This is a genomic window from Knoellia locipacati (genome assembly GCF_044791685.1).
GTDB lineage: Bacteria > Actinomycetota > Actinomycetes > Actinomycetales > Dermatophilaceae > Knoellia > Knoellia locipacati_A.
Map to the genome: position 1 here is coordinate 3,704,097 of NZ_CP087730.1, position 21,192 is coordinate 3,725,288.

The window sequence follows — 21,192 nt, forward strand, 5'->3', positions numbered from 1 at the left end:
CGAGCGGCGAGGATCATTCCGGACATGGCACCTGGCGACGTACGCGCGTTCCCCCTGCACGTCGTGGCCATCGTCGTCCTCGTCCTGGGCTGCGTGTTCGCCGTCTGGCGCCTGGCGTACCCCACCGAATGTGCCTGGGTCGCACCCTCGTCCTCGGCCTGGACCGCCGCCGGTGTCCGACCGGACGTCCCCCGTGACTGCCAGCTCACCCCCGGACAGATCGTCACCGGGGCCAGCGTCCGGGCCGATTCGGTGACCCTCACCGTCGAGGACGGCTCCCGGGTCACGCTCCCCCGGAACGCACCCGGAACCGTGGTGGCACAGCGGATCGGCCGGTCCGCGTCGTCCTTCGCCTTCGTCGTCGCGCTCTTCGCCCTCGCCGTGCACTCCGTCCGCCGCCGTCCTCGGGCGACCGCACCTGCCGCCTTGGCCGTCTTCGCCGGCGGCCTGCTCGGCAGCACCCTCGCGACGATGACGGGACTTCCTGTGTCGGCGGCATTCGGCGGCGCGGCCCGGTGGCTGTGGTTCGCCAACGTCCAGGCCGCGTTCCTGCTGTGCTGGGGAGGTCTCATCGCGGCACTGCTGCACTTCCCGACGCCGCCGCCGACGCCGACGCCGGTGAAGGTGGGGGCGACGCTGTCGCTCACGCGGCTGACGTGGCTCGCGCTGCTCGGCCCCACGGCCCTGTGGCTGGTCGCGATTCTCGCGGCGGCCCTTCGCGGCCCGAGCTTCACCGGCTGGGTCCGCACCTCGGTCGTCGTCCAGTCGTCACTCACCGTCCTCGTCATCCTCGCGGCCCTGACCATGCTCGGCATGAAGGTCCGCAGGGCCCTGAGGTCCGATCCTGCGGATGTGGCCCGGCAGCAGGTGCTCTGGGTGGCCGGATCCGCCGTCGTCTCGGCGAGCCTCACCCTGGGCATCTGGATGGTGCCCGAGCTCCTCACCGGCGAGCCGCTGCTGCCGAACGACCTCATCGGCGCCCCGGGTCTCGTCAGCGTCGCCGGGCTGACCGTGACGATGCTCCGCTACCGGCTCTTCGACCTCGACGTCGTCCTGACCCGGACGATCGTCTACTCACTCCTCCTCCTCACGGCCGTCGCCACCTATCTCCTGGTCACAGCGGCGCTCGCGGCGGCCTTCGGCGCCGTGGCAGACGGGCCGATCGCGGTCGTCGGAGCCGTGGTGGTGGCCCTTGGCACCAACCCCCTCCGGGTCCGCCTCGCACGCCTCGTGAACCGCACCTTCTACGGCGACCGACACGAGCCCTACGTCGCCCTGAGCCGCATCGCCGAGCAGGTTGCGGACCGGAACCGGTCCCTGACGTCGCTGGCCGAGGACATCCGTCGCTCCCTGCGGGTTCCCTACCTCGAGATCGCTCCCGAGGGTGGCTCGCCCGTCGGCTCGGGGAACCCGGAGTCACGGGCCAACGGCGTCGTCGACCTCCCGACCGCCTGGTCCGGCGACGTCGTGGGCCGCGTCGTCCTGGCTCGTCGCGGCCGGGACGAGCGGTTCTCCCGCACCGAGCACCGCCTCCTCGACGACATCGCGCGCGAGCTCGGCAGCCGACTGCGCGCCGACCGGATGGCGCTCGAGCTCCAGAGGTCGCGCGAGCGCATCGTGACCGCGCGCGAGGAGGAGCGACGGGCCCTGCGGCGGACACTGCACGACGACATCGGCCCGACCATGGCCGCGATGGCCCTCAAGGCCGAGACCGCTCGTCGGGCGTTGGCCGACCCGACGACGACGAACGACACCCGGGGCCTCCTCGGCGACATCGCCCGGACCGCGGCCCGGTCGGCCGAGTCGTTGCGCTCCCTCGCCTACGACCTGCGGCCGCCAGCGCTCGACGAGCTCGGCCTCGTCGAGGCGGTCCGGCTCATCGCTGACTCGGCGCCCGGACCGCTGGTCGACGTGGTCGTCGACGGACTCGACGACCCCGCACAGGCGCCCCTGGGAGCGGCCACCGAGGCGGCGGCATACAGGATCGTCCGGAGCGCGATCGACAACGCGACGCGGCACGCCGAGGCGACGACGTGCAGGGTGCGGCTGGCGCGCGAGGCGGACCGTCTCGTCGTGGTCGTCGAGGATGACGGAGTGGGTATGCCGTCCGCCCACCGTCGTGGGGTCGGACTGACCTCGATGGCCGAACGGGCCGCGGAGCTCGGGGGCACGTGCACGATCGGCACGCGACCGCAGGGTGGGACTGTCGTGCGCGCCGAGCTCCCGACCACCGCGCCGTCCGCCCCGACGGCGTCACGCCCATGACGTCGCAACCGGGTGCCGCCACCACCGTCGTCCTCGTGGATGACCACCCGCTCTACCGGGAGGGTCTCGCCGGGCTGCTCGGGACGACACCCGACGTCACTGTCGTGGGCCAGGGCGGGACCGGGCGTGAGGCCGTGGACCTCGTGGAGCTGCTCTCCCCGGACGTCGTCGTCCTCGACCTCACGATGCCCGACCTCGACGGCGTCGGGGCCTGCCGGGAGATCATCGCGGCCGCACCGGGGACGGCGGTCCTCATGCTCACGATGTACGACGACGACGACCTCGTCTTCCGAGCCATGCAGGCCGGCGCACGCGGCTACCTCGTCAAGACCGCCGAACCGGCGTCGGTCATCACCGCGATCCGCACGGTCGCCGAGGGAGGGGCGGTCCTCTCCCCCGCCCTGGCGACCCGGCTGGCCTCGTGGTTCGCCACCCTCCAGCGCGAGCACGGGCCCCTGGCCCACCTCACCGCCCGGGAACGGGACGTCCTGCGCCTCATGGTGCAGGGCCGGGACAACGCCGCCATCGCGGCGTTCCTGGGGGTGAGCCCCAAGACGGTCCGGAACGTCGTGTCCTCGATCTTTGCGAAGCTGAGGGTCGCGGACCGATCGGCCGCCGTCGCGAAGGCGCGCGAGGCCGGCCTCACCTGAGGCCCGGAGTCTCGTCGAACACGGAGCTGCAAGCGTTCGGTGCCTCAGTCGGTCAGCGCCCGAGGTGGCTGACCAGCAGGGCGAACCAGACCGCTGCGCAGGGCTGCCTCGGAGACGTGCCCGGGAGGAAGGCCGGCAGGGGTGCTGCCGGCGCCCTACGGTCACAGAACGTCCCTCCGTGGCGTGACGCGCAGCGCGAGGAGGACGAACGAGGCCGTGTAGCCGAGCAGGACGAGCCCGCCCATGGCGACCGACAGCAACTGGACGCCGTACGACGCACTCAGCTCCATCAGCGAACTGGCGGCGGCAAAGGGCAGCCAGCGTCCCGCCTCCGGGAGAATCTCGATGAACATCTGCTCGACGACGGTCATCCAGATCACCACCCCGACGATCGCCGCGATCTGGTTGGGGACGAGCGCCCCGATGGCGACGCCAATGACGCCGTACACCGCCATGACCACGAACCCGCCCGCGACGGTCTGCCAGAACTGAGCGGCGAAGGTGACGTTGCCGTCCTGCGAGCGGATCAGGGTGATGGTGAGCGTCAGGGTCACGGCGAGCGTCACTGTGGTGATGACGACGCTGGCGAGCGCCAACGACAGCCCCTTCGCGACGAGGACTCGCGTGCGGCGCGGCTCGCCCAGATACGTGGAGGTGATCGTGCCGTAGCGGAACTCCTGGGTGAAGGCGAGCACGCCGAGCAGCGACATCAACACCAACGGTGCGCCGAAGCCGGTCCCCACGACGATGGCCAGAAGGTCGGGGTCGTCGAGGGAGAGCGATGCGTTCTCGTCGATGACTCCGGGCACACTCGTTGCGACGGTGAGCACCGCGAGAAGCAGCGTCGCGAGCGCCAACAGCGCCGTCGCTCGCGTGCTGCGCAGCTTGAGCAGCTCTGCGGCCAGCAGGGTCCTCATGAGAGCACCCCCTCGGCCGACAGCGGACGTTCCATTGGGGAGTGGGGATCCCGGGTGAGTCGGAAGAAGGCCTTCTCGAGGTCCGCCGTCCCTTCCAGGCCGTGCAGGACGATCCGGTGCAGTGCCGCGAGCTCCCCGACCTGCTCGGGTGTCGCGTCCACGGCGAGGTGACCGTCAGTACGGTGGTGCGTGTGGCCGGCCGCGTCGAGGGCGTGGGCGAGCCGGTCCGGGTCCGGCGTCCGCACCCACGAGCCGACGCCGGCCTCGGCCCGGAGCGCGGCAAGGCTGGAGGACCTGAGCAAGCGCCCGCCAGCCATGACGAGCACGTGGTCGGCGATCAGCTCCACCTCGGTCAGGGCATGGCTGGAAAGCAGAACCGTGCGCCCCTCGTCCGCGAGCCTGCGGAGGTAGCCACGCAGCCACCGGACGCCCGGCGGGTCGAGGCCGTTCGTCGGCTCGTCGAGGACGAGCACCTTCGGGTCGCCGAGCATGGCGGCGGCGATCCCCAGCCGTTGGCGCATCCCCAGGGAGAAGCTGCCGACGCGGCGACCGCCGTCAGCCGAGAGTCCGCACTCGGCCAGGACTCGCTCGGGCGCCTCGCGGGGCAGCCTGGATGCGACTGTCAGGATGCGCAGGTGGTCGAACGCCGTACGCCCTGGGTGGTAGCCCGAGGCCTCGAGGACCGCACCGACCTGGCGGATGGGGTCCGGCAGCTCGTCGTACCGCCTGCCTGCGAACGTCGCGGTCCCCTTGTCCGGCTCCACGAGTCCCAGCAGCATCCTCAGCGTGGTGCTCTTCCCGGCCCCGTTTGGTCCGAGCAGAGCAGTCACCTCGCCCGGCCGTGCCGCGGCACTGACCTCGTCGACGGCCGACACGTCCCCGAAGGACTTGGAGAGGCCGTGGAACTCGACGACGGCGGTCACGGCCGGCCTCCAGCGATGGACGGCTCAGGGGGCAGGGCACGTCCGATCCGGAGCGGGACCGCACACCCCACCATGAGGATCGCGAGGAAGGTCCAGTAGTGGAGCGCGACCCACAGCCCCCTGGCGCCGGTGAGGCCGAGGGCCTCACCTCCGACGTCAGTCGCGGTCAGTGACCAGATGGGAATCACCGACAGCGCGACCAGACCGCAGACGACTCGGGCCCAGCCCCGGCGGCCCGCGAGGGCGTAGCCACCGACAATGCCGATGGCCGGGACGGCGAGCGTTCCGCCGCCCATACCGCCCTGAAGCGTGGCACCGGTCCTCACGAGGTCAGTGAGGGGGCTCACGGCGAAGACGAAGGGTGAGAGGACCAACCATCGCCCGCGCGAGTTCAACGACGTGTGGCGGAGATGACCGGCCCAACCCAACAGCAACCCCGTGACCAGACCTGGCACGAGGATGAACACGAAGGTGCCGGTCCACGTGACGTTCGACGGTTCGGTCGTGACCTGAGCCATGAACCCGCGGAGGCCGCAGGCCCAAGCCAGCCCGCACAGTCCGCCGAGGGCGACCGAGCCGACGGCATTCACGCCGACTCGGGCTCGGGCATCCCCGTCTGGTGCGCTGGTGGGGCGAGCCGAGGTGATGAGTTCCATGCCGTGATGGTTCGCTCGGGCCGTCCCGGTCCGCATGGGCTGCGTCCCGGTTCGGCCCGGGAGAAATCACACCGGAGAGTCACCAGGGTGAGCCACGGCATACCCGTATGGCACCCACCACCACTGGTCGCGCGGACTGGAAGTTCCCGGGTGGAGCCGGGACCGCGCCCATGACGGCCGGGACGCCGTGCCCGCACTGTGTCCCCAGTCGGTCCACGTCCGGACGTGAGTGTGCCGGACCCGACAACAGTTACGGAGGCGCGACATGCGCAAGGCATACAACGTCCTCGGGTGGGTCATCGCAGGGTTCGTCATGCTGCAGGCCGCGTTGATCGCCTGGGGCGTGGGCGGCGAGAACCGGTTCATCGAGAACGGCGGGGTCATGGACAAGGCCCTCGCCGAAGCAGCAGAGGGCGGGGGCGAGCCACCATTCCCCGAGGCGATCGCCTTCGAGATCCACTCCCTCAACGGGATTCTGATGCCGGTAGTGGCACTCATCCTCGTCGGGATCTCGTTCGGCGCCAAGCTGCCCAAAGCCCGGCGCAACGCCGGAATCCTCTTCGGGCTCATCTTCGTCCAGCACGGGCTCGGGATGGCCATCGTCGACAGCCCGCTGTTCGGGTTGGCGCACGGACTCAATGCCCTGTTGGTGTTCATGGCGGCCCTGATGGTCGCGCGGCACAAGCCCGCCTCCGGTGTCGGCGGGAACGACGAAGCCGCTGACGTGGAACTGACCTCGGCCGGTCTTTGACATGGGCGAGGACGTGGCGGTGACACGGCCCCTGGCCCGGTTCCTGAGGTGGGGTGCCCTGGGCCTCGCCGGAGTGCTGGTGCTCGTCGTCACCGCCGCGTGGTTCTCCAGCCGACTGCCCGATCGCTACAACGTCATGTCGATGGGCACGATGGACCCCGGGATGCCGGCGGGCAGTCCTGCGGACGGCCACCAGGGGCAGGCCGGACCCGAGGAACATTCGGGTCACGGGTCGGTGGGGGCCCTTGCGCCTGACGCCGGACGCGGGCAGGCGCCGGACAGGTCCGTCAGCTCGCTCGTGACCGACCCGTCCCGCCGGGCGGACGTCGTCGTCGACCTCGTGGCCACCCAGGGCAGGGTGCGTCTGCCGGACGGCAGGGAGGTCGAGGGTTTCGCGCTCAACGGCCGGACGCCGGGTCCCACCATCACTGCCGTCGAGGGGCAGCTGGTCGAGGTCCGGGTCCGCAACGACAACGTCGCCGAGGGCATGACGCTGCACTGGCACGGCGTGGACGTGCCGAACGCCGAGGACGGCGTCGCCGGTGTCACCCAGGACGCGATCGCACCCGGCGGGCGGCACGTCTACCGGTTCATCGCACAGGCAGGGACCTACTGGTACCACTCGCACCAGGTCTCCGACCCCCAGGTCCGCGGCGGGCTCCTCGGCGCACTCGTCGTCGCCCCGAGTTCCGACACCTCGCGGGCGGTCGTGCCCGGGTCCACGGTCGACGTCATCGCCCTCTCCCACACCTATGGCGGCAAGCGAACGCTCAACGGGCGCGCGGGAGAGTCCAGGGCCGGAGCCCCACCGGGGGCCGCGGCGCGCCTGCGAGTCATCAACACCGACCCCGGTCCCATCCCGGTCTGGGTGACCGGCACGGCATACAGGGTTGTCGCCGTCGACGGACGGGACGTGCACGAGCCGACGACCGTCACCAACCGGTCGGTCTCCGTCACGGCCGGTGGGCGCGCCGATCTCGAGGTCACGGTGCCACCGGTGGGGGCGGTGCGGCTGCAGGTCGCCGGCGCCTCAATCGTGGTCGGCGACGGGTCGGCTCCTCCTCCGGCCAGCGCGCCGCGGGAGGAGGTGGACCTGTTGTCCTACGGGACCCCGACCCCGCTCGAGTTCGACGCCGGCAAGCCGACGCGGACCTTCGAGTACGTCATCGCCCGGCGACTCGGCTTCCTCGACGGCCGGCCCGGGATGTGGTGGACCATCAACGGCGGCATGTATCCGGACGTTCCGATGTTCATGGTGGCCGAGGCTGACGTCGTCCGGGTGCGGATCGTCAACGGGTCGGGCGAGGTCCACCCGATGCACCTGCATGGACATCACGCCGTCGTGCTGTCCCGCAACGGAACTCGCGCGTCGGGCAGCCCGTGGTGGTTCGACTCACTCAACGTGGAGGCTGGTGAGACCTACGAGGTCGCCTTCGTCGCCGACAACCCGGGCATCTGGATGGACCACTGCCACAACCTCGGACACGCCCGGGAGGGACTCGTGGCCCACCTCGCCTACGTCGGGGTGACGTCGCCGTTCGTCATCGGCGGGGACGCGCGCAACACCCCAGAATGAGGGCCAACCCCGCCGTGCTCCCATCGTGCGGCGACTACCGTGGCGACATGCCTGCGCTTCCCTTCGGGTCCTGGCCCTCTCCCTTCTCCCCCAGCGCCCTCACCGCTTCCACCCGCTCGCTGGACGAGGTCCGGGTCGACGGCGCCGATACCTATTGGCTGGAGTCGCGACCGTGGGAGGGCGGACGGGTCGTCCTCGTCCGGCATGTCGGCTCCACCGACGAGGTCGAGGACGTGGTCGGCGGGGAGGTCAACGTCCGTTCCCGGGTCCACGAGTACGGCGGCGGTGCGTATGCCGTCCGGTCCGGAACCGTCGTCGTCACGACGATGCCGGACCTGCGGGTCCACGTCGTCGGGGCCGACGGGGCGCTGACCGCGATCACCCCGGAGGGCGGCTTCCGCTACGGAGGGCTCGTCCTGGGCGACGGCTGCGTGCTCGTGGTCCGTGAGGACCACTCCGGTGACGGCGAGCCGGTCAACACGCTCGTGCGGCTCGAGCTCGACGGCGACAACGCCGACGGCGGGCGTGTGCTGTGGCAGGGGTCGGACTTCGTGTCGCGCCCAGCCGTCTCCGCCGATGGCACCCGGGTCGCCGTCGTCACCTGGGAGCACCCCAACATGCCGTGGGACACGACCACCCTGCGCGTCGCGTCGACCGACGGGTCGGGCCCGCTGGACTGGACCGTGGTCGCCGGGGACGAGAACGTGTCGGTGGGACAGCCGCAGTTCGACGCCGAGGGCGCTCTGTGGTTCGTCTCGGACGAGTCCGGGTGGTGGAACCTCAAGCGGCACACCGGCGCTGGCGTCGAGTCGGTGCACACCGCCGAGGTCGACCACATGACGCCGCAGTGGGTGCTCGGCCTGAGCGACTTCGCGTTCCTCACCGACGGGCGCGTCCTGGTGCACTGGTGGACGGACGGCGTGGGACGCCTCGGGGTGCTCGACCCGGTCACCGGCGAGGTGGCTCCTGTCGGGGCGGACGGTGTCGAGTTCGGCCAGCTCCAGGCCGCCGGCGACGAGATCGCCTTCACCGTCGGCACCCTCTCCGACCTGCCCGCGGTCGTCCGCGGCACCGTCGGTGGTCCGTTCACGACCGTCCGCCGCAGCCGCGACGAGGGTCTCGAGCCGGCATACGCGAGCACGGCGCAGCCGTGGACCTGGACCAACAGTGGCGGTGACGAGGTCCACGGTCTCTTCCTCGAGCCGACGCACCCGGACGCCACGGGAGCCGACGGCGAGCTCCCACCGCTCCTCGTGTTCGTGCACGGCGGCCCGACGGCGGCGACCGGGGCAGGGCTCCAGCTCTCCCGGGCGTTCTGGACGACGCGCGGGTTCGCGGTGCTCGACGTCAACTACTCGGGCAGCACGGGCTACGGGCGGGCCTACCGTGAGCGGCTGCTCGGGCAGTGGGGTGTCGTCGACATCGACGACGTCGTCACCGGTGCCCGTTCGCTGGCGGACGCCGGGCGGGTCGACGGCGCACGTCTCGCGATCCGTGGCGGCAGCGCAGGGGGCTACACCGTCCTCCGGACGCTGACGACGAGCGACGTCTTCGCCGCGGGGACGAGCTACTTCGGCGTGGCCGACCTCGAGGCGCTGGCCACGGACACCCACAAGTTCGAGTCGCGCTACCTCGACCGGCTCGTCGGCCCCTACCCGGAGGCCAAGGACGTCTATGTCGAGCGCTCGCCCGTCCACCACGCCGACCAGGTGCAGGGAACCGTGCTGCTGCTCCAGGGTGGGATCGACGAGGTCGTCCCACCCGCCCAGGCCGAGGCCATGGCCTGGGGGATGCGCGCCGCTGGCCAGGAGGTCGAGCTCGTCATCTACCCGGACGAGGGCCACGGCTTCCGGGCCGCGTCGGCGATCGAGGACTCACTGAGGCGCGAGCTCTCCTTCTACGGGCGGGTCTTCGGCTTCACCCCATCCCCCGACTGAGCGCTGACCTCTTGCGGATAGGGGACGGCTCTGGCGCCTCGAGCGGGCGCTCTGCGTCCCCTATCCGCAAGAGTCGGGAAGGGTGGAGGGCAGCCCGACAACAATCGACCAATTGGTCACATCTGGCGCGAGCCATTCGTGACCAATTGGTCGATTGTTGTCAGCGGGGGTCAGGCCTTCGTCTCGAGGGTGAGGACGAGGTGCTCGGTCTCGGGCTTGCGCGTGGCCCGGAGCCCTGCGACAACGGGCGTGCCACTCCGGTCGACGACGAAGTCGACCTTGCCCGGCAGCAGCACCGGCTTCTTGAACCACACGTGGGACGTGCTCGGCCCATTGACGGACCGGCCGAGGGCGGCGAGCACCCGGGCGGAGGTCCACATGCCGTGGGCGATGGCCTTGGGGAAGCCCATCGCCTTCGCCGTGAGCGCGTGCAGGTGGATGGGGTTGACGTCACCCGAGACCGCGGCGTACTGGCGGCCGAGGTCGCCGGGCAGCGACCACTGGGCCGCGGCGACTCCCGTGGGGATGGCCGGCGACACGGCGCCACGCTCGGCGTCCGGGTGGCCCTTGCCACGGGCGAGGTAGGTCGAGCGACCGCTCCACACCGACTCGCCGTCGACGCTGACTTCGGTGACGAGGTCGACCTGGCGACCCTTGGGGTGGTCACGCAGATTCTCGGCGTGGACGGCGACGTCGAGCACGTCCTCGGCGGTGAGTGCCCGGTGCACCGTGATCGCGTTCTCGACGTGGACCAGCCCGACGAGCGGCAGCGGGAACGCCTTGCGGGCCATGAGCTCGGCCTGCAGCGGGAAGCCGAGGATGTGCGGGTACGTGTGCGGCAGCACGTCGTCCACACCGAAGCCGCACAGCCGCTGGTAGTCCATGAGGTGCTGGCGGTCGACGGTGTGACCGGTGAGGACGAGCTCGCTGCCCGGCAGCGTGGAGCCCGACTTCTTGCCGGCCAGCGCCGCGCGGACGAAGACCTTGGCAAGCGAGGGTGCGGAGTCGAACGTCTCCTGCCGGGTCATCAGGCCCCCAGGAGCATCTGGCCGCAGACGCGGACGGTGTTGCCGGTGACGGCACGGTTGGCATCCCATGCGAAGTAGCCGATGGTCTCGGCCACATCCACGGGCAGGCCGCCCTGCGACAGCGAGTTCGTGAGGCGACCCACCTCGCGGGTGGCGAGCGGCACCCTGGCCGTCATCTCCGTCTCGATGAAGCCGGGAGCCACCGCGTTGACGGTGATGCCCTTGTCGACGATCGCCTTGTCGGCCGCGAGCGACTGGGTCATCCCGATGACGCCGGCCTTGGAGGCGGCGTAGTTGGTCTGGCCACGGTTGCCCGCCACACCGGAGGTCGAGGACACGTTGACGATGTGCCCGCCCTCGTTCATCGCGGGGACGAGCGCCTCGTTCATGCGCAGGATCGACAGGAGGTTGACCTGGAGGACCGAGTCCCACCGGTCGGCATCCATGTTGGCGAGCAGCTTGTCGCGGGTGATGCCGGCGTTGTGGACGACGATGTCGAAACCACCGTGGCGCGCCCGGGCGTGCTCGACGATCTTGGCCCCGGCGTCCTCCGCGGTGACGTCGAGCTGGAGTGCCGTGCCACCGACACGGTTGGCGACCTCGGCGAGCGGACCACCCGCGGCCGGCACGTCCACCGCGATGATCGTCGCGCCGTCGCGAGCCAAGGTGTCGGCGATGGCGGCACCGATGCCGCGCGCGGCGCCGGTCACGACCGCGACCTTGCCGGCCAGCGGCTGGTCCCAGTCGGCCGGAGCCACGAGCTCGCCGACCGGTGCACCCACGTGGAAGACCTGCCCGGAGACGTAGGCCGAACGGCCCGACAGCAGGAACCGCACGGTCGCGTCGACACCCGCGTCGGCGTCCTCGGCAACGAGGACAGTGTTGGCCGTTCCGCCACCACGCATCTCCTTGCCGATCGAGCGGACTATGCCCTCGACGGCCCGACGCGCAGCAGCCTGGGCGACCGAGGTCGCGGACTCCGGCGGGCGACCGACGACGACGACGCGACCGGCGGGTGCGAGCGTCCTCAGCGCCGGGCCGACGACCCCGCGCAGGGTCTCCAGGTCGGCCGGGGTCTCGATGGCGGTGAGGTCGAGCACGACCCCGGCGACCGACGTCGACGGCTGCGAGGCGACCGTGACTCCGGCGTCGGCGAGGAGGTGGCGGACCCGCTCTGCCACCGGCGCTTCCCCGTGGCCCGCCACGAGCACCTCACCCGGGACGAGCGAGGCGCCGAGCTTGTGGCGACGCAGGCGCGACGGCCGCGGGAGGCCGAGCGTCGTGGCCAGCTGCTTGCCGAGACCGCCGCTGACGAACTGTCCGTAGTTGAACGCCATGGATCAGGCTCCTTCGAGGATCGCGACGACGCCCTGGCCACCGGCGGCGCAGATCGAGATCAGGCCACGGCTGCCCGGGCCCTTCTCGTGCAGCATCTTGGCGAGGGAGGCGACGATGCGGCCTCCGGTGGCCGCGAACGGGTGGCCGGCGGCGAGCGAGCTGCCGTTGACGTTGAGCTTGGACCGGTCGATCGAGCCGAAAGGCTTCTCGAGGCCGAGGCGCTCGGTGCAGAACTCCTCGTCCTCCCAGGCCTTGAGCGTCGAGAGCACCGTGGACGCGAACGCCTCGTGGATCTCGTAGTAGTCGAAGTCCTGGAGCGAAAGGCCCTGACGCGCGAGGAGGCGCGGCACGGCATACGCGGGAGCCATGAGGAGGCCCTCGTCGCCGTGGACGTAGTCGACCGCCGCGACCTCGCCGTCGACGAGCCACGCCTGCACCGGGAGGTTGTGCTCGGCGGCCCACTCCTCGCTGCCGAGGAGGACGGCGGAGGCGCCGTCGGTGAGCGGCGTCGAGTTGCCGGCCGTCATCGTCGCGCCCTCGCCCTTGCCGAAGACCGGCTTGAGCTTGGCGAGCTTCTCGACGGTGGAGTCGGCACGCAGGTTCTGGTCCTTGGCGAGCCCGAGGTAGGACGTCATGAGGTCGTCGAAGAAGCCGCGCTCGTAGGCCGCGGCGAGGTTCTGGTGGCTCAGCGCCGCCAGCTCGTCCTGGGCCTCACGGGTGATGCCCCACTTCTTGGCCGTGATGGCCATGTGCTCGCCCATGGACAGGCCGGTGCGCGGCTCGGTGTTGGCCGGGGTCTCGATGCCGAGGTCCGTCGGACGGATCCGCAGCGCGCTCCTGGCCATGTCGACCGTCGTCTTGGAGCGGTTGATCCGCAGCAGCTTGCGGCGCAGCTTCTCGGTCACCATGATCGGCGCGTCCGAGGCGGTGTCGACGCCACCGGCGATGCCGGACTCGATCTGGCCGAGCTTGATCTTGTTGGAGACGAGGAGCGCGTTCTCGAGGCCGGTGCCGCACGCCTGCTGGACGTCGTATGCCGTGGTCTGCGGTGCGAGGCTCGACCCGAGGACCGCTTCGCGCGTCATGTTGAAGTCGCGGGAGTGCTTGATGACCGCACCACCGACGACCTCTCCGAGCCGCTCGCCGCCGAGGCCGTAGCGGGCGACGAGGCCCTCGAGGGCGGCCGTGAACATGTCCTGGTTCGACGCGTTCGCATAGGGCCCGAACTGCCGGGCGAAGGGGATGCGGTTGCCGCCGAGGATCGCGGCGCGGCGGGGACTGGCTGATGTCACCGGGGACTCCTGAGGTCTGTCGGGGGGCGGACGAAGTGGCCACGTGGGACGCGACACATATCCGGTACTGACGGTAGCAGGTACCTCCTTTCACCTGCTACGGTCCGATCTGTGAGCAGCACCACGGACCCCTTGCCCGGCTCCGACACCACCGGCGACGTCGACGGCACCGACGCCGCCGAGGTCGTCGACGGCCGGAGCAGCCGCTGGGACCGTCACCGCGCACAGCGGCGTCAGGAGCTCGTCGAGGCGACGCTGCGCGCGATCCGCGCCAAGGGGGCCGGAGTCGGGATGGACGACATCGCGAGCAACGCCGGCACGTCCAAGACGGTGTTCTACCGGCACTTCACCGACCGGGCCGGGCTCTACTCGGCCGTCGCGGAGCGGGTCAACCGGATCATCCTTCGCGACATCACTCGGGCGGTCGGCGACCTCAGCGCGTTCACCGGCCGCGTCTCGCAGCGCTCGGCCGAGCCGCGCGCCCTGCTCGGTGCCGCCGTCGACGCCTATCTGTCGCTCGTCGAGAACGACCCCGAGGTCTACCGCTTCATCGTGGCCGCTCCCCTCGTCCCGCCGTCGGAGCGCACCGAGACCATCGACCTCGCCTCGACGGTGAGCCGGGCCATGGGGGTTCAGATCGGATCGCTCATCGCGGCCGCCCTCGCCGGAGCCGGCCGAGGCACCGAACCCGCAGCGACGTGGGGCCATGCCGTCGTCGGCATGGTCCGCGCCGCGGGCGACGAGTGGCTGCGCTCCGGTGCGGCTGCATCAGGAACCTCGCGTGAGACGCTCAACGAGCACCTCACCGAGCTCATCTGGGGCGGTCTCTCATCGGCCTGGCCGGTCGAGGGCGCCCCCTCGGACAAGGAGTGACCGTGGACGACCTCGCCCCCGAGCGGGCTCGGATCCTCGACGGACGGTGGGGGGAGGTGCGCCGTCGGCTGCGCGAGCACGAGGACGCCTCGCGCTTCGCTCCCCCGAACGGTGAGCTCTCGACCGAGGAGTACCGCAGCCACACGACCCGCCAGCTGCTCGCCCTCACCGGCGAGGACTTCGCGTCCGCCGGGCTCGCCAAGGGCATGGGTGGCAGCGGGGACTTCGGCGCCTCGGTCACGGCCTTCGAGATGCTCGGCCACGGCGACCTCTCGCTCCTCGTCAAGGCCGGCGTCCAGTTCGGGCTCTTCGGTGGAGCGCTCGCCAACCTGGGCACCCAGCGGCACCACACGGCATACGTGCCGGGGATGCTCGACGGCACGCTCCTGGGCTGCTTCGCGATGACCGAGACGGGCCACGGCTCCAACGTGCAGCACCTCGAGACGACGGCGACCCATGACCCGACCACCGACGAGCTCGTCGTGCACTCCCCCACGTCCGGCGCGCAGAAGAACTACATCGGCAACGCCGCACGCGATGGCAGGATGGCCGCCGTCTTCGCCCAGCTCGTCACGGCCGACGGCGAGTCGCACGGCGTGCACTGCGTGCTCGTCCCCATCCGCGACACGAGCGGGCGGCCCATGCCCGGCGTGACGATCGGCGACTGCGGCGCCAAGGGTGGCCTCCCGGGTGTCGACAACGGCACGCTGGAGTTCGACTCGGTCCGCGTCCCCCGGTGGAACCTGCTCAACCGCTACGGCGACATCACTGCCGACGGCACCTACGCCTCGCCCATCGACAACACCTCCCGCCGCTTCTTCACGATGCTCGGCACGCTCGTCCGGGGTCGTGTGTCCGTCGCCGGTGGAGCGGGTGCGGCGACCAGGTCTGCCCTCACCCTCGCGACCCGCTACGCCCTGCACCGGCGGCAGTTCGCTGCGCCCGGAGGCGACGAGGAGCTCACCCTCATGAGCTACCGCGCGCACCAGCGCAAGCTCCTGCCGGCGATCGCCCGCAGCTATGCGCTCATGCTCGCCCAGAACGACCTCGTGGCGATGATGCACGAGGTGGCCGGCCACGAGGGCAGCGCCCCGGAGGAGAGCCAGCGCGAGCTGGAGGCGCGCGCCGCAGGCATCAAGGCGGCAGCCACGCGGCACGCCACCGACGCCATCCAGATGTGTCGAGAAGCCTGTGGCGGGGCGGGCTACATGGCCGACAACCGCCTCACCGCCCTCAAGGCTGACACCGACGTCTTCACCACGTTCGAGGGCGACAACACCGTCCTGCTCCAGCTCGTCGCCAAGGGGCTGCTCACCGAGTTCCAGGAGACGTTCGAGGACAACTCGCCGCTGGCGATGATCGCGTTCGCGTCGCGCTTCACGGCGTCGTCGATCCTCGAGAAGACGCCCGCCGCCGGTCTCATCTCCAAGCTCATGTCGCGGGCGCCGAGCAGCGACGAGGACGGCGCCGAGCGCCACCGCGGCCGGCAGGTCGCCCTGTTCGTCGACCGGGAGAAGCACCTGCTCGAGGGCGTGGCCCTGCGCCTGTCCAAGGCCGCGAAGGCCGAGCCGGCCGACGCCTTCCGCATCTTCAACAATGCCCAGGACCACCTCATTGCGGCGGCCGAGGCGCACATCGACCGGGTCCTGCTCGAGGCGCTGTGCGCCGCCGTCGAGGAGTGCGAGGAGGGGCCTGCCAAGGAGCTGCTCGACGACGTCACCGACCTCTTCGCGCTGTCCACGATCGAGAGCCACCGAGGCTGGTACCTCGAGCACGGCCGTCTCACCCCCGTGCACTCCAAGGCGGTCATCCACGACGTCGGTGTCCTCTGCAAGGACCTCGCCCCGCACGCGCGCACCCTCGTCGACGCCTTCGCGATCCCCGACGCGTGGCTCGGTGCGCCGGGGTTGCTCGAGCCGCTGGCGACCGGGCGGGACGCGTGAGCCACACGCCGCGAGACGTGGGAGACGTGCCGCCCAGCCGGTGGGCACTCGCCGGAGAGGGCACCCACCACTACGGACCTCGCTTCGCCGAGCTCGTGGCCGGTGGCAAGGACGTCGACGGCGAGGCCCGGCTCGCCGATGCCGTTGCCCCTCGGGGTGGCCGCATCCTCGACGCCGGGGCCGGCATGGGACGGGTGACGGCGGCACTGCGTCGGCGCGGCCACGAGGTCACCGGTATCGAGCCGGACCGCAGGCTCGTGAGTCAGGCCGAGCAGACCTATCCCGGCATCGACCTGCTCCCCCTCGACATCCTCGAGACCACGCCGGAGGCGCTGGCGGCACACGGGCGAGCCACGGCATACGACCTCGTCGTCGCGGTCGGCAACGTCTTCATCCTGCTGGCCGAGGACACCGAGCGTCGCGCCCTAGGGATGCTTCGCGACCTGCTCGCTCCCGGCGGTCGGATGCTCATCGGCTTCCACCTCACCGCCGGTCCGGCCGGCAGCCGGACCTATCCGCCCGAGGAGTTCCGTCGCGACGTCGCCGCCGCGGGGCTCGAGGTGGACCTGCACGCCGGCAGCTACGAGCTCCATCCGGCGAACGCGGAGTATGCCGTGTGGCTGCTCAGCGCCGCCGGCTCACCCGCCGTGGATCACTCGGAGGGCGGTGCCTGACCGACACTGGCGCGCATCTCGTCGGACGCGTCCCAGTCGTTGGCCTGCATGGCCGCGACCACCGTGTCGTCCCGGACCCACCACGCCCGGAAGGCTCCGGTGAAGTCGCCGCGGGTGACGACGCGGTCGTAGCCGTCGGGGCCGACGTGGCCCCAGTACTCCATGCCCAGGTCGTACTGGTCGGTGAAGAAGTAGGGCACCCGGTCATAGGGCTCGGCGGCGCCGATGATCGTCGCTGCCGCAGCCTTCCCCTGACCGATGGCGTTGTCCCAGTGCTCGACCCGCACCCGGCGCCCGAGGACAGGGTGCTGCTCGCTGGCGATGTCACCGATCGCGAGCACGTGGTCGTCGGACGTGCGCAGGAGCTCGTCGACGAGGACGCCGTCGTCCACCTCGAGGCCCGCGGCCTCGGCCAGGACCGTTCGGGGGGCGGCACCGATGCCCACGACGACGAGGTCGGCCTCGGCGAGGTCGTCGGCCGTGACCGCGGAGCCGAGGCGGAGGTCGACACCGTGCGACCGGTGGAGGTCGGCGAAGTGCTGGGCGACCTCGGGCCCGAGGACGGCGAGAAGTGGCAGGTCGGCGGTCTCGTGGACGGTGACCTCGGCTCCGGCGGCGCGGGCCGCAGCGGCGACCTCGAGGCCGATCCAGCCGGCGCCGACGATGGCGACCCTGTTCCCGGCGCGCAGGGCGTTCTTGAGCGCGAGCGAGTCCTCGACCGTTCGGAGGTAGTGCACCGGGGTAGGGGCGTCGTCGGCCATCCTGAGGTGGCGGGGCTCGGACCCCGTGGCCAGCACGAGCCAGTCGTAGGCCTGCTCGCCCGCGCTCGTGACGACGCGACGGGCGGCGAGGTCGATCGACTGGACCTCGACTCCGGGTCGGATGTCCACGTCGTGCTCGCGCCACCACGCATCGTCGTGGACGTAGGCGGAGTCGACCTCCTTGTCGCCGAGCAGGACGGCCTTGCTCAGCGGCGGGCGCTCGTAGGGCAGGTGCTCCTCGACGCCGAACACGACGACCTCGCCGTCGTAGCCGCGCTCGCGCAGCGCTTCGGCCGCGGACGCACCGGCCAGACCGGCACCGACGATGACGACGGTCATGACTTCCACCCGTTCAGTTCCATGCGTCGAGACGCTACCTGCCGCTGCACCCTCCTCACGGGGTCCACCACGGGCGCAGCGGCACGTGGGGCGAGCGTGACTCGGCGAGGCGGGTGGCGAGGACCTGGTGCAGCTGGACATGGTTGCGCTCGAACCCGCGTCGGCAGCCGGCGAGGTAGAGGCCCCAGACCTTGGCGGTGCCCTCGCCGACCTCGTCGACGCACTCGCTCCAGTGCTCGACGAGGTTCTCGCTCCAGGCGGCCAGGGTCAGGGCGTAGTGCTCGCGGAGGTTCTCCTCGTGCAACACCTCGAAACCGGTGTCCTGCATGGCGGTGATGATCCGACCCGATCCCGTGAGCTCGCCGTCGGGGAAGATGTAGCGGTCGATGAACGCGCCGGTGTTCTTCGGACGGTTGTCGGGCCTCGTGATGCAGTGGTTGAGCACCAGCCCGCCCTCCCTGACGTGGGCGAGCATCCACCGGAAGTACGCCGGGTAGTTGCGCACGCCGATGTGCTCCGTGATCCCGATCGACGAGATGGCGTCGAAGCCGGTCTCGATGACGTCGCGGTAGTCCGAGTGGCGTACCGAGGCGAGCTCACCGAGACCCTCGCGCTCGATCGCCTCCTGCGCCCAGGTGGCCTGCTCCTGCGACAGGGTGACGCCGAGGGCGTGCACCCCGCGACGGGCGGCGTATCGGACCATGCCTCCCCAGCCGCACCCGACGTCGAGCAGCCGGTCCCCCTCCGTGAGCCCGAGCTTCTCGAAGACGAGGCGGTACTTGTTGTCCTGGGCGACGTCGAGGTCGCTCGCGCGGTCGGGGTAGACGGCGCAGGTGTAGGTCATCGTCGGCCCGAGCACGTGTTCGTAGAACCGGTTCGAGACGTCGTAGTGGTGGCTGATCGCCTCGCGGTCACGGGTGAACGAGTGCCGCAGACCCTCGGTGACCCGGCGCCACCTCGGCAGGGCCTCCTGCGGCGGTGGGGGCGGCGGGGTGAGTCCGCGTCGTCCGAGGACCCGGGCGAGGTCCAGCACGACGCGCGGGTCCGGGCGCCGGAAGTGCAGCCGCTCGAGGTCGACGATCGCGTCGTAGGGGTTGCCGGGGTGCACGCCCTCGACGACGAGGTCACCCGTCGTGTAGGCGCGCGCCATGCCGAGGTCGCCCGGCGCCGTCGCGAGGTAGGAGACGGCGCGGTGGTTGGCGATGTGGAGACTTCTCGGTGCACTGTCAGGACCGAGCTTGGAGCCGTCGTATGCCGTGATCCGCACCGGCAGGGGTCCCACCACGACCTCGTCGACGAGGTCGGCGATCGTCCGGATCTCGCGCGTCGTGCTGCTCATGCGTGTCGCACCGCCTTGTCGTAGAGGTGGGGAAAGCGTCCGTGAGGGTCATGGGTCGCCTTGAGGACGGCATACGCGTCGCCGCCGTAGAGCGCGTCGAAGTCCTCACGGGAGTAGAAGGACTCCGAGTAGAGAGACTTGTGGCCGTCGAGCTCGCCGACGCGACGCTCGATGGCGCGGTTGGCCGCACCCGGTTCGCCGCCCGGGACACTCGACCAGAAGCCGACGTTGACGTAGGTGGTGCCGGGCTCGAGCGGGTAGAGGTCCCACGTGCGCTCGCCGCGAAGACGCAACGGGCACAACCAGATCGGCTCGATGGGCACGCTGTCGAGGAACCAGTGCAGGAACTCGGCGGTGTGCTCGAGAGGCACCTCGACGTCCTGGACGACTCGCTCGCGTGGAGGGTTCCCCTTGCGTGCCTCGAGCCGGTCCGAGACGTGCAGTCGCTGGTCGAGGGCGACGAGCTTCCAGTAGGCGCTGGATCTGCGCCATCGCCTCGGCCAGAGTCGCCGCAGGCGCGGGTTCTGGGCCCCGAACGCGCGTGAGCACCAGAACCAGTCGGTGTCCCAGCGCCAGAGGTAGTCGTGGGTCGTGAGCAGGTCACGCCTGGGCTCGAGGTCGTCGTGCTGGATGGAGCGGTAGAAGATCTGCTGGCCGGTGTAGTCGCTCGTCCGCCCGCCCTCGTCGGTGTGGCGCGCCACGGTGAGGTAGGCCTCGTCACGCGAGAAGACGACACCGTCGACGAAGTCCACCGGCTCGCCGTCGTGCTCTCGGGTCGACACGACCTCGCCGATCGCCGCGCAGAGGGCCTCGAGGTCGTGGAACCTGATGTGGCGCAGCGCGACGTGCCGCAGGACCGGCTCGAGCTCGATGACCAGTCGGGTCGCGTAGCCGAGTGAACCGTAGGAGTTGGGGAAGCCACGGAAGAGGTCGGCGTGCTCGTTGTCAGGTGTGGCGGTGACGATCTCCCCGGCGCCGGTGAGGATGTCCATCTCGAGGACGGACTCGTGCGGGAGTCCGTTGCGGAACGACGACGACTCGATGCCGAGACCGGTGACGGCCCCGCCGAGGGTGATCGTGCGCAGCTGGGGCACGACGAGCGGCATGAGACCGCGCGGGAGCGTGGCGGCGACGAGGTCCTCGTAGGTGCACATGCCGTCGACGACGGCGGTCCGGGTGCCCGCATCGACGACGCGGACACCGGTGAGACCGGACGTGTCGAGACCCGGTGAGCTGGACCGGGTGCGCTCACGGAAGAGGTTGGAGGTCCGCTTGGCGAGGCGGACCCGCTGGGTCGCGGGGATGGCCGCGAAGCTGTCGAGCAACCGCTGCTCCCCGGCGGTGAGCGCGGGGGTGGGGAGGGTGCGCTCCATGCTCATCACGGTACGCCCGAGACGAGACGAGCACACTGCCAAATCGCCCGAGGCGGCGACAGGGTCCGGCGTCGGGCGATGACTGTCCACAAACTGCTCACCACGGGACAGACGAAAGGCTGGTGCACGTGGCAGGAGCCCGCGCCCCTCGTGGGTCACGGCGACGTCGCTCGCCACTCCCGGTACTGCAGCGGCAGGCAGTGCGCGCAGGGGCGGTAGCCGGCTGCGCGGGCGGCATCCTCATCGGCGAAGAACACACGGTGAGCCACGTACGCGCCCCGGTCGATCCAGCGCAGGGCGGTGGGGCAGTCGAGACGGCCGAAGACCTTGGTCCGCCGATGTCCACCCAGCGTTCCGGGTGTCGGTGACGGGTACGTGGCGCCGTCCGGGCCGGTCAGGGTGTACGTGCTCACGACCTGGAGTCTTCCACCGGACCCTGCTCGTGCAGCCCAGCGCAGTCAGGGGCTGGCGCTCCGGACCGGACAGTCGTATACAAGCAGTAGGCCTCGAGTGCAGCCGAGACAACGGTCTGCAGCGAGTGGGCGACGGGAGTCTCA

General features: G+C 70.9%; 18 protein-coding genes. 8 read left to right on the top strand and 10 right to left on the bottom strand.

Annotated features, from left to right (window positions below; translation table 11 throughout):
- Window positions 1–24: 24 nt before the first annotated feature.
- Both LL946_RS17420 and LL946_RS17425 read left to right on the top strand, forming a co-directional pair.
- Window positions 25–2,265: a sensor histidine kinase gene (locus LL946_RS17420; RefSeq protein WP_404382928.1), complete on the top strand. Its 2,241-nt coding sequence runs from the start codon at window positions 25–27 to the stop codon at window positions 2,263–2,265.
- The gene (locus LL946_RS17425; RefSeq protein WP_404382930.1) at window positions 2,262–2,915 is read left to right on the top strand and encodes a response regulator; all 654 of its coding nucleotides are present in this window, start codon (window positions 2,262–2,264) and stop codon (window positions 2,913–2,915) included. The genes LL946_RS17420 and LL946_RS17425 overlap by 4 nt, the downstream gene beginning before the upstream one ends.
- Before the next feature lie 161 nt (window positions 2,916–3,076).
- Here the strand turns inward: LL946_RS17425 and LL946_RS17430 are convergent, their stop codons facing one another.
- From LL946_RS17430 to LL946_RS17440, 3 genes are read right to left on the bottom strand one after another with little or no spacing between them, the layout of a single operon-like run.
- Complete coding sequence (locus LL946_RS17430; protein WP_404382932.1) at window positions 3,077–3,832, bottom strand: ABC transporter permease; 756 nt, start codon at window positions 3,830–3,832, stop codon at window positions 3,077–3,079.
- Complete coding sequence (locus tag LL946_RS17435) at window positions 3,829–4,755, bottom strand: ABC transporter ATP-binding protein (RefSeq protein ID WP_404382934.1); 927 nt, start codon at window positions 4,753–4,755, stop codon at window positions 3,829–3,831. Before LL946_RS17435 ends, LL946_RS17430 begins: the two co-directional genes overlap by 4 nt.
- On the bottom strand, window positions 4,752–5,411 hold the full coding sequence (locus LL946_RS17440; RefSeq protein ID WP_404382936.1) for a hypothetical protein: 660 nt from the start codon (window positions 5,409–5,411) through the stop codon (window positions 4,752–4,754). The genes LL946_RS17435 and LL946_RS17440 overlap by 4 nt, the downstream gene beginning before the upstream one ends.
- Before the next feature lie 265 nt (window positions 5,412–5,676).
- On the opposite strand from LL946_RS17440, the gene LL946_RS17445 reads away from it, so the two are divergent.
- From LL946_RS17445 to LL946_RS17455, 3 genes are read left to right on the top strand one after another with little or no spacing between them, the layout of a single operon-like run.
- The gene (locus LL946_RS17445; protein ID WP_404382938.1) at window positions 5,677–6,162 is read left to right on the top strand and encodes a hypothetical protein; all 486 of its coding nucleotides are present in this window, start codon (window positions 5,677–5,679) and stop codon (window positions 6,160–6,162) included.
- A 19-nt stretch (window positions 6,163–6,181) separates the two neighbouring features.
- Window positions 6,182–7,738: a multicopper oxidase family protein gene (locus LL946_RS17450; protein ID WP_404382940.1), complete on the top strand. Its 1,557-nt coding sequence runs from the start codon at window positions 6,182–6,184 to the stop codon at window positions 7,736–7,738.
- 47 nt (window positions 7,739–7,785) lie between these two features.
- Window positions 7,786–9,675, top strand: a complete 1,890-nt coding sequence (locus tag LL946_RS17455) for a prolyl oligopeptidase family serine peptidase (protein WP_404382942.1) — start codon at window positions 7,786–7,788, stop codon at window positions 9,673–9,675.
- Between the two features lie 170 nt (window positions 9,676–9,845).
- Here the strand turns inward: LL946_RS17455 and LL946_RS17460 are convergent, their stop codons facing one another.
- From LL946_RS17460 to LL946_RS17470, 3 genes are read right to left on the bottom strand one after another with little or no spacing between them, the layout of a single operon-like run.
- Complete coding sequence (locus LL946_RS17460) at window positions 9,846–10,703, bottom strand: MaoC/PaaZ C-terminal domain-containing protein (RefSeq protein WP_404382944.1); 858 nt, start codon at window positions 10,701–10,703, stop codon at window positions 9,846–9,848.
- Window positions 10,703–12,040 carry a 3-oxoacyl-ACP reductase gene (locus LL946_RS17465; RefSeq protein ID WP_404382946.1) on the bottom strand — a complete coding sequence of 446 codons (1,338 nt, stop codon included), beginning with the start codon at window positions 12,038–12,040 and terminating at the stop codon, window positions 10,703–10,705. Before LL946_RS17465 ends, LL946_RS17460 begins: the two co-directional genes overlap by 1 nt.
- A 3-nt stretch (window positions 12,041–12,043) precedes the next feature.
- Window positions 12,044–13,333: an acetyl-CoA C-acetyltransferase gene (locus tag LL946_RS17470; protein WP_404382948.1), complete on the bottom strand. Its 1,290-nt coding sequence runs from the start codon at window positions 13,331–13,333 to the stop codon at window positions 12,044–12,046.
- Window positions 13,334–13,444: 111 nt separating this feature from the next.
- Here LL946_RS17470 and LL946_RS17475 point away from each other — a divergent pair, with 111 nt between their 5' ends.
- Genes LL946_RS17475 through LL946_RS17485 form a run of 3 tightly spaced genes read left to right on the top strand, consistent with a single transcriptional unit; the run spans window position 13,445 to window position 16,823 of the window.
- Window positions 13,445–14,206 carry a TetR family transcriptional regulator gene (locus LL946_RS17475; RefSeq protein ID WP_404382950.1) on the top strand — a complete coding sequence of 254 codons (762 nt, stop codon included), beginning with the start codon at window positions 13,445–13,447 and terminating at the stop codon, window positions 14,204–14,206.
- 2 nt (window positions 14,207–14,208) lie between these two features.
- A complete protein-coding gene (locus tag LL946_RS17480; RefSeq protein ID WP_404382952.1) occupies window positions 14,209–16,149 on the top strand; it encodes an acyl-CoA dehydrogenase in 1,941 nt (646 codons plus the stop codon).
- A gap of 26 nt (window positions 16,150–16,175) precedes the next feature.
- Complete coding sequence (locus LL946_RS17485) at window positions 16,176–16,823, top strand: class I SAM-dependent methyltransferase (RefSeq protein ID WP_404382954.1); 648 nt, start codon at window positions 16,176–16,178, stop codon at window positions 16,821–16,823.
- On the opposite strand, the gene LL946_RS17490 is transcribed toward LL946_RS17485, so the two are convergent.
- The 4 genes from LL946_RS17490 to LL946_RS17505 all read right to left on the bottom strand — a co-directional run bounded on the left by LL946_RS17490 (window position 16,802) and on the right by LL946_RS17505 (window position 21,048).
- Complete coding sequence (locus LL946_RS17490; protein WP_404382956.1) at window positions 16,802–17,923, bottom strand: NAD(P)/FAD-dependent oxidoreductase; 1,122 nt, start codon at window positions 17,921–17,923, stop codon at window positions 16,802–16,804. The two genes, LL946_RS17485 and LL946_RS17490, sit on opposite strands and share 22 nt — an antisense overlap.
- A 55-nt stretch (window positions 17,924–17,978) precedes the next feature.
- Window positions 17,979–19,262 carry a class I SAM-dependent methyltransferase gene (locus tag LL946_RS17495; protein ID WP_404382958.1) on the bottom strand — a complete coding sequence of 428 codons (1,284 nt, stop codon included), beginning with the start codon at window positions 19,260–19,262 and terminating at the stop codon, window positions 17,979–17,981.
- The gene (locus LL946_RS17500; protein ID WP_404382960.1) at window positions 19,259–20,635 is read right to left on the bottom strand and encodes an FAD-binding oxidoreductase; all 1,377 of its coding nucleotides are present in this window, start codon (window positions 20,633–20,635) and stop codon (window positions 19,259–19,261) included. The genes LL946_RS17495 and LL946_RS17500 overlap by 4 nt, the downstream gene beginning before the upstream one ends.
- Window positions 20,636–20,790: 155 nt before the next feature.
- Window positions 20,791–21,048, bottom strand: a complete 258-nt coding sequence (locus LL946_RS17505; RefSeq protein WP_404382962.1) for an Ada metal-binding domain-containing protein — start codon at window positions 21,046–21,048, stop codon at window positions 20,791–20,793.
- Window positions 21,049–21,192 lie beyond the last annotated feature (144 nt).